This window comes from Parabacteroides sp. D25 (assembly GCF_000307475.1).
GTDB lineage: Bacteria > Bacteroidota > Bacteroidia > Bacteroidales > Tannerellaceae > Parabacteroides > Parabacteroides distasonis.
In genome coordinates, this window is record NZ_JH976505.1 from 166,919 (window position 1) to 180,232 (window position 13,314).

The 13,314-nt window shown below is 43.6% G+C and carries 7 protein-coding genes and 1 pseudogene; all 8 read left to right on the top strand.

Going from position 1 to position 13,314, the window contains the following annotated elements; translation table 11 throughout:
* Positions 1 to 115: 115 nt before the first annotated feature.
* The 8 genes and pseudogenes from HMPREF0999_RS15170 (at position 116) to HMPREF0999_RS15205 (ending at position 13,291) form a co-directional block, all read left to right on the top strand.
* Positions 116 to 3,313 (top strand): SusC/RagA family TonB-linked outer membrane protein, encoded by a 3,198-nt coding sequence (locus HMPREF0999_RS15170; protein WP_005855640.1) that lies wholly within the window; start codon positions 116 to 118, stop codon positions 3,311 to 3,313.
* Positions 3,314 to 3,335: 22 nt separating this feature from the next.
* Complete coding sequence (locus HMPREF0999_RS15175) at positions 3,336 to 4,904, top strand: SusD/RagB family nutrient-binding outer membrane lipoprotein (RefSeq protein WP_029257228.1); 1,569 nt, start codon at positions 3,336 to 3,338, stop codon at positions 4,902 to 4,904.
* Positions 4,905 to 5,385: 481 nt separating this feature from the next.
* Positions 5,386 to 6,657 carry a replication-associated recombination protein A gene (locus HMPREF0999_RS15180; RefSeq protein WP_005865358.1) on the top strand — a complete coding sequence of 424 codons (1,272 nt, stop codon included), beginning with the start codon at positions 5,386 to 5,388 and terminating at the stop codon, positions 6,655 to 6,657.
* 132 nt (positions 6,658 to 6,789) lie between these two features.
* Positions 6,790 to 7,857 carry a 3-phosphoserine/phosphohydroxythreonine transaminase gene (gene serC, locus HMPREF0999_RS15185; protein ID WP_005855647.1) on the top strand — a complete coding sequence of 356 codons (1,068 nt, stop codon included), beginning with the start codon at positions 6,790 to 6,792 and terminating at the stop codon, positions 7,855 to 7,857.
* Between the two features lie 17 nt (positions 7,858 to 7,874).
* Positions 7,875 to 8,798 carry an NAD(P)-dependent oxidoreductase gene (locus HMPREF0999_RS15190; protein ID WP_005855649.1) on the top strand — a complete coding sequence of 308 codons (924 nt, stop codon included), beginning with the start codon at positions 7,875 to 7,877 and terminating at the stop codon, positions 8,796 to 8,798.
* Between the two features lie 71 nt (positions 8,799 to 8,869).
* The gene (locus tag HMPREF0999_RS15195; RefSeq protein ID WP_009276303.1) at positions 8,870 to 10,117 is read left to right on the top strand and encodes a DUF1015 domain-containing protein; all 1,248 of its coding nucleotides are present in this window, start codon (positions 8,870 to 8,872) and stop codon (positions 10,115 to 10,117) included.
* Positions 10,118 to 10,239: 122 nt separating this feature from the next.
* Positions 10,240 to 10,871 (top strand): annotated as a pseudogene (locus HMPREF0999_RS15200) (HAD family hydrolase).
* Between the two features lie 38 nt (positions 10,872 to 10,909).
* Positions 10,910 to 13,291, top strand: a complete 2,382-nt coding sequence (locus HMPREF0999_RS15205; protein WP_009276304.1) for a hybrid sensor histidine kinase/response regulator — start codon at positions 10,910 to 10,912, stop codon at positions 13,289 to 13,291.
* Positions 13,292 to 13,314 lie beyond the last annotated feature (23 nt).

Sequence of the window (13,314 nt, forward strand, 5' to 3'; positions counted from 1 at the left end):
TTTTTTCATTTGATTAGTATAACTAAAATATTGAAAATTGGTAGTTCTGTATGAACTATAGTCCACGAAAGCTTAATTGAATTTCTAGTTTAGTTTAAATAAAAAGAATGTGTCTATGAAGAAAAAGTTGACTTCTGTGCTACTATTTCTTGCGATGAGCGTAGGAGTAGTTTCGGCACAGACCTCGAAGGTTACCGGTAAGGTAGTCGGAGAAGATGGTGAGCCGGTGATCGGTGCGTCCATTATCGTAAAAGGAACGACTGTGGGAACAGTTACGGATTTTGACGGTAATTTTACTTTGGATGTTCCTAGTGATGGTAAGCAATTAGTTATTTCATACATCGGTATGAAATCCAAGGAGGTAGTTGTGTCTCCCAATGTAAATGTAACATTGATGTCTGATACCCAAAACTTGGATGAGGTCGTGGTTACAGCGATGGGTATCTCAAAGGAAAAGAAAGCTTTAGGTTATGCCGTGCAAGATGTAAAATCGGATGAGTTAACACAAGGTGCTAACACTAGTTTGTCTGGGGCTTTGCAAGGTAAAGTATCCGGTATCGATATCGCTTCCTCATCGGGTATGCCAGGCGCATCTTCCAAGATCATGATCCGTGGAGCCCGTTCATTTACAGGGGATAACTCTCCTTTGTATGTGATCGATGGTATGCCGATCGCATCTACGGCGGATGTTAATACGGATACTATGAATAATGGTAGTGTTAGTGGAGCTGACTATGCGAACCGTGCCGTAGACTTAGATCCGAACGATATCGAGAGTATCAACATCTTGAAAGGACAAGCCGCTTCTGCGTTGTATGGTATGCGTGCTTCTAATGGAGTGATCGTTATTACTACAAAGAGCGGAAAAGGTGCTCGTAAAGGAAAACCTCAGATCTCATTCAACACGAATCTTGCGTTTGATAAGGTTTCTACATTACCTGAGTTACAAACTGAATATGGACAAGGTAATGAAGGTGCTTATAACCCATATTCGGGATTTAGCTGGGGACCGTCTATCTCTGACTTGGCGAATGATCCTGTATATGGCGGTAATGTACAAAATGAATATACGGAAGGTGGATTGCATAATGGACAATACTATGTGCCTCAGCGTGCTGCGGCAGGATTGGATCCATGGGCTACTCCCCAAGCTTATAATAATGCGAAAGATTTCTTCCAGACTGGCGTTACTTGGAGTAACTCCGTGAATGTAGCTCAGTCTTTCGATAAAGGAAACTATTCATTCTCTTTGGGTAATACGACTTCTGATGGTATCGTTCGTTCTACGGGAATGGATCGTTATAACGTGAAGCTGTCGGGTGAGGCACAATTGCATGATAACTGGACGACTGGTTTTAACGGAAACTTCGTGACATCAAAGATCAAGAAGCAAGGAACCGCTAATGACGGTGTTACCGCTACGGTTTATACGGCTCCTATCAGTTATACTATGGCGGGCATACCTTCCCATATCGAAGGTGATCCTTATACTCAGAATACGTTCCGTGAGAACTGGATCGATGATGGAAACTGGGCGTGCGACAATAATAGCTTTACGGAGAGATCTCAACGTTTCTTCGGGAATGCGTTCTTGAAGTATTCTACTAAATTTGGTACGGACAATCATAAATTGGATGTGAAATACCAAATTGGTGATGACGCTTATACGACCAATTACTCTGATATTTACGGCTACGGTACAACTGGTTATGCGAATGGTTATGCTAGCGAATACGGTTTTACGGTAAATGAGATGAACTCATTGTTGACGTTTACGTATAACTGGAATATCAATGAGGACTTCGTATTCGATGCTTTGTTGGGTAATGAGCTTGTAGATAAGCGAATCAGTAATACTCAAGCCGTGGGATATAGCTTCAACTTCCCGGGCTGGAACCATTTGAACAACGCTTCTGTATTCAACAGCTCTCATGAGTATAAGAGAAAACGTACGGTAGGTAACTTCGCTAGCTTATCTTTGGCTTGGAAGAATATGCTTTATTTGAATGTTACGGGACGTAACGATATCGTGTCTTCTATGCCGAGAGATAACCGTTCGTTCTTTTATCCTTCCGTATCCCTTGGATGGGTATTCACGGAAGTGGAAGCCTTGAAGAATGATATCTTGACATTTGGTAAGATCCGTGGCTCTTACGCAGAGGTAGGTATGGCAGGAGAATATGTGCCGTCTTATTATTATACGCCAAGTTATGGTGGTGGTTTCTTCCAGGGAACACCTATTATGTATCCGATTAATGGAAATATGGCGTATATTCCTTATTTCGTGGTTTATGATCCGAACTTGAAGCCTCAGAACACGAAGTCTTATGAGCTTGGTGCTGACTTGACTTTCTTGAATGGTTTAGTTTCATTGAATTATACGTATTCTCGTCAGAACGTGAAAGACCAAATCTTCGAGGTGCCTTTGGCTGGCTCCACAGGTGCTTCCAGTATGATGATGAATGGTGGAAAGATGCACTCAAACGTACATGAGATTACATTAGGTATCTCTCCGGTTGATACGAAGAATTTCAAGCTGGACTTCGCTTTTAACTTCTCAAAGATCGACAATTATGTAGACGAGTTGGCTCCGGGCGTAGAGAGCATTATGTTGGGTGGTTTCGTGACTCCTCAAGTACGTGCAGGTATCGGCGATAAATTCCCGGTAATCTATGGTGTTGGTTACAAACGTGATGGCGAAGGACGAATTGTAGTAAACGAAAAAGGTATACCAGAGGCTGGTGAGACCCAAGTAATCGGTAAGGTTTCTCCTGATTTCCGTTTGGGTTTCAATACGAATATCGAGTTGTATAAATTCCGTTTGGCTGCTGTATTTGACTGGAAGCAAGGTGGACAAATGTATAGTGGTACGGCTGGTGAGACTAACTTCTACGGTACAAGTAAGTTATCTGGAGAGGTTCGTAAGAGTGATAAATATCATTTTGACTATGCTGCTGTTGAACAGAAGGGCGTAGATGCGGATGGTAAACCTATCTATGTTCCCTATACGGGTGGAGTGAAAGGATCAGATGCAGAGGAGTATTTCAAAAGCGTGAGGGGCATTGACGAAGCCTATGTCTATGACAACTCGTTCTTGAAATTGCGTGAACTTTCATTGTCATATCCTGTATATAAGAAAGATAACTTGAATGTAAACGTGAATGTTTTCGCCCGTAATATCATTGTATGGTCTGAGATAAAAGGCTTCGATCCGGAGGCTACTCAAGGAAATAACAATATGGCTGGCGCTTTCGAGCGTTTCTCCTTACCGGGTACATCTAGCTACGGTTTTGGTGTCAACGTAAATTTCTAATTTATAAAGAAGACAGATATATATGAATACAATAATAAAATCATTTAAAGGGTTGGCTGTTATGTCGGCCGTATCCTTGGCATTGGCTGGATGTTCCGAGGATGTAATGGATCGAATTAACCAAGATACGAGCCATACAAATAGCGTGGATGGCAAATTTATCTTGGCCGACTTGATTACTTCTACTGCATTTTCCAACGTTAGCGGAGACTTCAATACCTATTCATCTTCCTACGTGGAATATGAAGTGGGTATCGAAAACCAGTTATATAACGCGGAAATTCGTTTGAATGAGCCTTCTGCCTCTTCTACGTTTGAGAATACGTGGGGAAATGTTTATACAAGCTTGAAGAACGCTCGTGTTATTATCGGTCAATGTCAAGAAGGTAAGCGTGATGAGGGAAATTTAGTGACGAGAGGTATCGCTGAGGTCATGGAAGCTTACAATGGCGCTCTATTGGCGGATATATTTGGAGATACACCTTATAGTGAAGCTTCTTTATTGGATGAGAATGGCTCACCGGTGAATATGAATCCTAAAATAGATAAGCAAGAGGAGATTTATGTCTCTATAATGGCCTCCTTGGACAAGGCGATCGAGGATTTGAATCAGTCTGATCGTTCACCGGTTGGTACGTATGATTATTTGTATAATGGAGATGCCGAGAAATGGATTAAATTCGCTTATGGTTTGAAGGCTCGTTATACGATGCGTCTGATCAATCGTTCCACGGATAAGCAAGCTGACTTGAATAAGGTTTTGGACTATGTATCAAAATCTTTTACTTCTGCGGATGACGAGGCTGCATACGCTGTCTATGATGCGAATAATATCAACCCATTCTTTGGTTACTTCGATTCTCGCGCTGGTTTTGCCAATAGCCAGAGCTTGACGGACAAGTTGATTGAGCGTAAAGATCCTCGATTGGAAAGAGTGATGCTTTCTCCTACTACGGCTGACAAGAAACGCATACAGGTTACAGGCTCTGCTGATAAGAACTTAGTTCCGGCCCCGAATGGTACTCCTGAGCAGAATATGCAGAAATATGGTGTTTCCGCCTTTGTATATTCAAACACGGCTCCTACGATGTTGATGAGTTATCATGAGTTGAAATTCTTGCAAGCTGAGGCGTTATGTCGCTTAAACCGTACGTCTGACGCCGAGAAAGCGTTGAAAGAGGCGGTAGCTGCCGGAATCGCAAATGCTGAGAGAAGTGTCTCTTCTGCTATCACTTATATGGGTAGCAAAATGGTCGTGAATTCAGAAAAAATGACAGAGGAGACGGCCAATACATATTTCGATAACCAAGTTAAACCGTTGTTTGCTGTAAATCCTTTGAAAGAGACCATGATCCAGAAATATCTGGCTTTGTGGGGGGCATCGGGAGAGGCTACCGAGACTTTTAATGATATCCGTAGAATGAAAGGATTAGGAGAGAATTTCGTGACATTGGCGAATACGAAAAAATTCCCTCTTCGTATGCCTTATGGTAATAGTGACGTGGTATCAAATCCGGAAGTAAAAGCCGCTTATGGCGACGGTCAATACGTATATTCAGAGCCTGTATGGTGGGCTGGCGGAACTCGCTAATCTAACATATATAATATAATGTATAGGGTGCCTCTCCGATTATGGAGGGGCATCTTTTTTTGTTATATATCTTACATGTTTTGATAGCTTCCCTTATCCCATTTCCTTGGAAGGCTTATTGGTTTTATATGGAAATATAGATCATCTAACAATTGGTGCATGATCATCTAACAGACGTTGCATGATCATGCACCAACTGTTGGACGATCATGCACCAGTTGATAGATATTTAATGCTTCAAGAAAGAAGGTATAATGTGTTAAGAAGATATCGCTAAAAGTATGGGATAAAAAGGATAGGGAATTAAGGAAATGTTAAATTTTCATTGTCATAATGTTAGTATATTATATGAGTAAAAGTGTATTTGTAGTGATTGTTCTTTCATTATGTCACTATTTCCTGTTGTTTAACATTCTTTTTATACGATAAATTTCTTGACTTATCCTTTGAAAAGTAAATAAAATATCCGACTTTTGCTTCCATGATGAGTCAACCATTAGCAGAGAGATTACGTCCGAAGACGTTGGATGATTATATCGGACAGAAGCACCTGGTAGGCCAGGGAGCTGTGTTGAGGAAGATGATTGATGCGGGACGGGTTCCCTCTTTTATATTGTGGGGGCCGCCGGGAGTCGGGAAGACTACCTTAGCGCAGATCATAGCGAATAAGTTGGATGCGCCTTTTTATACGTTAAGCGCGATCAGTTCGGGAGTGAAAGACGTGCGGGAGGTGATAGAGAAGGCCAAGAGCAACCGCTTCTTCAATACGGTATCACCGATATTGTTTATTGATGAGATACACCGGTTCAGTAAGTCGCAGCAAGACTCATTGCTGAACGCCGTGGAGACGGGCGTGGTGACGCTGATTGGGGCAACCACGGAGAATCCCTCGTTCGAGGTAATCCGTCCTTTGTTATCCCGTTGTCAGGTGTACGTGTTGAAATCGCTGGACAAGAATGACTTGCTTACGCTATTGCATAAGGCGATCGCCGAGGATGTCGTTCTGAAGGATAAAAACATAAGGCTGACGGAAACGGATGCCATGTTACGTTACTCGGGAGGAGACGCTCGGAAGTTGCTGAATATTCTGGAACTGGTGGTGTCTGCCGAGGAGAGTGACGATATTGAGATTCTGGATGAGAAGGTAGTGGAGAGGTTGCAGGAGAACCCTGCGGCGTATGATAAGGGAGGGGAGATGCATTACGATATAATCTCCGCTTTTATCAAGTCGATCCGGGGTAGCGATCCCGATGGCGCCATTTACTGGCTCGCCCGTATGGTGGCCGGGGGAGAAGACCCTGAGTTTATCGCACGGCGGTTGGTGATCTCCGCTTCTGAGGATATCGGATTGGCGAATCCGAATGCGCTTTTGCTGGCGAACGCATGTTTCGATGCCTTGAAGAAGATCGGCTGGCCGGAGGGCCGGATCATCCTGGCCGAGACGACCGTTTATCTGGCTTGCAGCCCGAAAAGTAATTCGGCCTATATGGCGATCAACGACGCTTTGGCACTTGTTAACCGGACTGGGAATTTACCCGTACCGCTTCATCTACGCAACGCGCCTACCAAATTAATGGCTGAATTGGAGTATGGCAAGGAATATAAATATGCGCACGACTACGAAAATCATTTTGTAAAGCAGGAGTATCTTCCGAAGGAAATTTTGGGCGAACGTTTGTGGAAAGGACAGGAAAATCCGGCCGAGCACAAACTAATTGAGCAAATGAGGCGCCTTTGGGGAGATCGTTTTTAATTGACATATTCTGATTGTAAATTAAAAAATGCTCGAAAAGTGTCGGCAAATGAGAAAAAATAGTTACATTAGCCGCCTGTTTTTGAAAAAATAGTTACTTTATTTATAATAACATTCTAAAAAGACATTGGTATGAAGAAGCACAATTTTTATGCAGGTCCTTCTATCTTGAGCGAGTATACAATTAAGAATACAGCCGCTGCGGTAGAAAATTTTGCGGGTATGGGGTTATCACTTCTTGAGATCTCTCATAGAAGTAAGGAGTTTGTAGCCGTAAACGACGAGGCACGTGCGTTGATCAAGGAATTACTGGATGTTCCGGCAGGCTATGAGGTTGTATTCATGGGCGGTGGCGCCAGCATGCAGTTCTGTATGGTTCCTTACAATCTGTTGAATAAGAAAGCCTCTTATTTGGATACCGGCACATGGGCTTCGAACGCTATCAAGGAAGCTAAGTTGTTTGGGGAGGTAGATGTTGTCGCTTCTTCCAAAGACAAGAACTATACTTACATCCCGAAGGGTTATGCGATCGCTGATGACTCGGATTATTTCCATTTTACTTCTAATAATACGATTTACGGAACAGAGATGCGTAAGGATCCGGATGTGAAGCAACGTTTGGTTTGCGATATGTCTTCCGATATTTTCTCTCGTCCGATCGATATTTCCAAATATGATATTATCTATGCGGGTGCTCAAAAGAACTTGGCTCCTGCCGGCGTGACTCTGGCTATCGTTCGCGTGGACGCTTTAGGACATGTAGACCGTCCGATCCCGACCATGTTGAACTACGCTACCCATATTAAAAAGGATTCCATGTTCAATACACCTCCTGTATTGCCTATTTACGCGGCTTTACAGACCTTGAAATGGTATAAGGAACAAGGTGGTATCGCCGCTATGGAGAAGAAGGATCTTGAGAACGCGGCGATCTTATACGATGAGATCGATCGCAATAAGTTGTTCCGTGGTACGGTAGCGGAGGAAGATCGTTCGATCATGAATGTTTGTTTCGTGATGAATGATGAGTATAAGGAGTTGGAGGACGAGTTCAGTAAATATGCTACTGCCGCTGGTATGGTAGGTATCAAGGGACACCGTTCTGTAGGTGGTTTCCGTGCCTCTCTTTATAACGCGATGCCGAAGAGCAGCGTGGAGGCTTTGGTAGCTTGCATGAAAGAGTTCGAGAAACAACATTAATTAAGGAGGATTCAGACATGGCAAAGATATTAGTTGCTACAGAGAAACCTTTCGCCGCTGTCGCTGTGAAAGGCATCCGGGAGGTAGTGGAAGGCGCTGGTATGGAACTGGCTCTTTTGGAGAAATATACAGAGAAGGCGCAATTGCTGGATGCGGTTAAGGATGCCGATGCCGTGATTATCCGTAGCGATAAGGTGGACGCTGAGGTATTGGATGCCGCTAAGAACCTGAAGATCGTGGTTCGTGCCGGTGCGGGGTATGATAACGTGGACTTGGATGCGGCTACTGCCCATAAGGTATGCGTGATGAATACGCCGGGACAAAACTCTAACGCTGTCGCCGAATTGGTATTCGGTATGTTGGTGTACGGGGTTCGTAATTTCTATAACGGAACTTCCGGAACAGAGTTGAAAGGAAAGAAATTGGGTATCTTGGCTTATGGAAACGTGGGCCGTAACGTGGCTCGTATCGCTAAAGGCTTCGGTATGGAGGTTTACGCTTATGACGCGTTCTGTCCGGCTTCCGTGATTGAGGCCGATGGTGTGAAGGCTGTAGCTTCTACGGCGGACTTGTTCAAGGCTTGCCAGATCGTTTCCTTGCATATCCCGGCTACGGCCGAGACGAAGGGTTCTATCAATTTCGAGTTGATGAATTCCATGCCGAAGGGAGCTATCGTAGTGAATACGGCTCGTAAGGAGGTGATGGATGAGGCTGGCCTCGCTAAGATGTTGGAAGAGCGTCCGGATTTCAAGTACTTGACAGATATTATGCCCGCTATCCATGCGGAATTGGCCGAAAAATATGCCGGTCGTTATTTCAGCACCCCGAAAAAGATGGGTGCCCAGACCGCCGAGGCTAATATCAACGCTGGTATCGCCGCCGCCAAGCAGATCGTTGATTTCTTGGTGAATGGCAATGAAAAGTATCGGGTTAATAAATGAGAATATCCGGTTGTAGAGACGGGTACGCCCCGTCTCTACATTGATACATAAACCAATTAGATTTAATTACCATGGCAAAAATAAAACCTTTCAAGGGAGTTCGTCCACCAAAAGAATTTATAGAGGAGGTGGTTTCCCGCCCCTATGACGTATTGAACTCGCAAGAAGCTCGTGCGGAAGCGGAAGGAAACGAGAAATCCCTTTACCATATCATTAAACCGGAAATCGATTTCCCAGAAGGGACGGATGAGCATGATCCGGCTGTTTACCTGAAGGCCGCCGCCAATTTCAATAATTTTCAGGAAAAAGGTTGGTTGGTTCAGGATCAGAAAGAATGCTATTATGTTTATGCCCAAACCATGAATGGCAAGACTCAATATGGGTTGGTAGTCGGGGCTTATGTTCCCGATTATATGAATGGCACGATCAAAAAACATGAGCTGACCCGCCGTGACAAGGAGGAGGATCGCATGAAGCACGTACGTGTCAACAACGCTAATATCGAGCCGGTATTCTTCGCTTATCCCGACAACTCAGAGTTAGACGCTATCGTAATGAAATATACGGCTCGTGAGCCTGAATATAATTTCGTGGCGAAATTAGACGGTTTCGGCCATACGTTCTGGATTATCGATGAGGATAAGGACATCGCTCGCATCACGGAGTTATTCGGGGAGATGCCTGCGTTGTATATTGCCGACGGACATCATCGTTCCGCCGCCGCTGCTTTGGTAGGAGCGGAGAAGGCCAAGCAAAACCCGGATCATAAGGGAGACGAGGAGTATAACTATTTCATGGCTGTTTGCTTCCCGGCCAACCAATTGACCATTATCGATTACAACCGTGTGGTAAAAGACTTGAACGGCTTGACCGAGGAACAATTCGTTGAGAGATTAACGAAAAACTTCGTGGTAGAGGAGAAGGGCTCTGCTATTTACAAACCGGGTGCCTTGCACAATTTCTCCCTGTATTTAGGAGGGAAATGGTATTCTTTGACCGCTAAGCCCGGTACGTACGATGACAATGACCCGATAGGCGTATTGGATGTCACGATCTCTTCGAACTTGATTCTGGATGAGATTTTAGGCATTAAGGATTTACGTTCGGACAAGCGAATCGATTTCGTGGGAGGTATCCGTGGCCTGGGTGAATTGAAACGCCGTGTGGATAGCGGTGAGATGAAGGTTGCCTTGGCTTTGTATCCCGTTACGATGAAGCAATTGATGGATATCGCCGATACGGGTAATATTATGCCGCCGAAGACGACGTGGTTCGAACCGAAGCTTCGCTCCGGTTTGGTGATCCATAAATTGGATTAAGTCTTATATACATAAATATAGCTTTGGATTGGGGTATAATCGTTGAAGATTATACCCTTTTTTATCCTTGTAACCTAGATATACGGAATAAATTGTATCTTTAGGACTTAAATAGTATCGCAATGGGTAAAATAAAAAATATAGTATTCGATCTGGGGGCGTTATCATAGATTTGGACCGGGATGAACCTGTTCGTCGTTTAATAGAGATTGGGGTCAAAGATGCCGATGGATTGATAGATCCTTACGAACAAAAAGGGGTTTTTCAAGATCTGGAGACCGGAAAGATCGGAGTAGAGGAGTTTTGTCGCTATTTACGGAAGCATACGGGTAAAGACCTTTCTTATGAGGATATTTGTTGGGCTTGGTTTGGCTTCATTGGTGGCGTTCCCCAATATAAATTGGACTACATATTAAAACTCCGTGAGAAATATCAAGTCTATTTATTGAGCAATACAAATCCGATCATACAGCTTGAATGGGCACAGACAAAAGAGTTTACGCCGGCGGGCCGTCCATTAAATGATTATTTCGATAAATTGTATCTCTCTTATGAAATCGGTGTCACTAAGCCAGATCGTGAAATTTTTGATCGCATGGTCTTGGATTCAGGAATCAGACCAGAGGAAACATTATTTGTAGATGATGGTAAGAATAATATCGTAGTGGGGCAGGAACTGGGGTTCCATACCTATCAGCCTTTGAATGGAGAGGATTGGAGAGGGAGGCTCGATGAAATACTCTCAAAATCATAGGATCTCTATTCCTCTTAATTAAATCTATATCATTGAAAATGACAAATACTACTTTAAATTTGGAAGAACTACTCTGTGGTGTAAACGAGCTAGTCGATACGCTTTGGATCGTCACATTAGGTAATGAAAAGGTTGAGATAGTCAAAGATTCGATGACTCCCGAAAGGGAAGGAGAATGTTTGGATTATACAGAACTTTGCCAGACTTACATTCAAGAATATGTATATCCTGCGGATTTAGGGAAATGGGAGGAGATCTTATCCTTGAATTCATTGCGGCAAATGGCGGCTAGCGGCGTAGCAAATAAGAAGTTCGACATGCGTTTCTGTAATGATTTGTTGGGTTTTGAGTGGCATGAGGCTTTTATTCGTATCTTGAAAGATAAGAGTGGAATTCCGGATCGTGTCATTCTTTTCAGCCGCTATGTGAATCATTGTCGCAAGGCACAGATCGTAGAGGCTGCCGTTCAGACTGAGTATGATTATGTCGTTTATATAGAGGCAAATACGAATAGCTATGTCATGTATACTTCCAATCGTGAAAGTGGGACGCCGGTCCCCCCGATAGCGAGTAATGACTATGAAAAAGAGGTAGCCGAGTTCCACCACAAATATGTGCCGGAGGATCAGCGAGATGAGTTAACCCGAAATCTTTCCCTAGATCATGTCTTATCTATCTTACAAAATTCCCGTGAGTATGTCTTGTTCTGTCAGGTGATGGAGAATGGCGTTTTTAGGGATAAGAAGTTGCGTTTTAGCTTTTTCGATAAGGAGAGGAATATACTTCTTTTGACCCGGACCGATATTATGGAGGTTCGTGAGGAAGAGCGGCAAAGGCAATTACTTCAAGATGCCCTACAAGTGGCTAAATCGGCAAATCAGGCTAAATCGGATTTCTTATCCCGTATGAGCCATGATATACGTACTCCGATGAATGCCATTATCGGTATGACCACTATCGCCAGTATGCATATCGACGATCGGGAGCGTATAGTGGATTGCTTGAAGAAGATTATGGTTTCTTCCAAATTGTTATTGAACTTGATCAATGAGGTCTTGGATATGTCTAAGGTAGAGAGCGGACATATTTTGCTGACAGACGAGGAGTTCGATATGGGCGAGTTATTGCAAAGCGTAATTACTATGGTTCAGACTTCGGTCAGTCAGAAGTTTCAGGATTTCCGGGTTCACTTGTTTCAAATCAAACATGAAAAGCTGATTGGCGATGTGCAACGGATTCAGCAAGTATTGTTGAATTTGCTGTCAAACGCCATAAAGTATACGCCGGACTATGGGAAAATAACACTTGAGATACGGGAAAAGCCAATTAAAAATGGTAATTATGGTTTATTTGAGATTACGGTTATAGACAATGGTATCGGGATAAAGCCGGATTTCTTACACAAGGTTTTCGAACCATTTGAACGTGCGGAAGACGCAACCTTGCGGAATATACAAGGAACCGGCTTAGGCATGGCGATAAGCCGTAATATCGCTCATATGATGAATGGTGAGATTCTGGTGGAGAGTGAATATGGCAAAGGTTCCGTTTTTACATTTACGATGCAGTTGAAATTGCAGGATCAAGGGTGTTTTGAGGATGATCATTTAAGGGATTTACCGGTTCTCGTGGTAGACGATGATATCGTGTGTTGCGAGAACGCATGTATGAGGATTAACGAGATCGGTATGAAAGGTGAATATGCCATTTCTGGTGAGGAGGCTATCGGGAAAGTAGAGAGGGCACATCATCTTAATGATGACTATTTTGCCGTTATCCTTGATCTGAAAATGCCGGGAATGGATGGAATCGAGACCGCTACCCGTATCCGAAAAGTCGTTGGCCGGGATATTCCGATCATTATTCTTTCCGCTTATGATTGTCCGCATTTTGAGGAGATAGCCCAACGAGCCGGTGTCGATGGATTCATAAGTAAGCCGTTGATGAAATCCAAGTTATTTTATTTGATGAAAAGTTTCGCTATCAAGCAAGAGGAAAAAGAGGAAGAGACGGAGAAGCCTCAATATCCTTTCGGTAACTTTGAGGGTAAGCGGATCTTGCTGGTGGAAGATAATAGCTTGAATAGGGAAATAGCGACTGTGTTACTAGAAGAGACCGGTGCGGTGGTAGAGGAGGCGGAAAATGGCCTTGTCGCGGTGAATATGGTAAAAAACTCTAGTCCGGGATATTATGACTTGGTATTTATGGATATCCAGATGCCGGTCATGAACGGGTACGACTCTACTCGCCATATTCGGGCATTAGAACGTCCGGATATCAAGTCCATGCCGATAATAGCCATGTCTGCGAACGCATTTGCGGAAGACATCAAGTTGTGTAAAGAATCCGGAATGAATGAGCATATCGCTAAGCCGATCGATTTCGGGAAAGTTCTTGAGATCTTAGAGAAATACTTGTAGATATAAGGATATAAAAAAGGCCA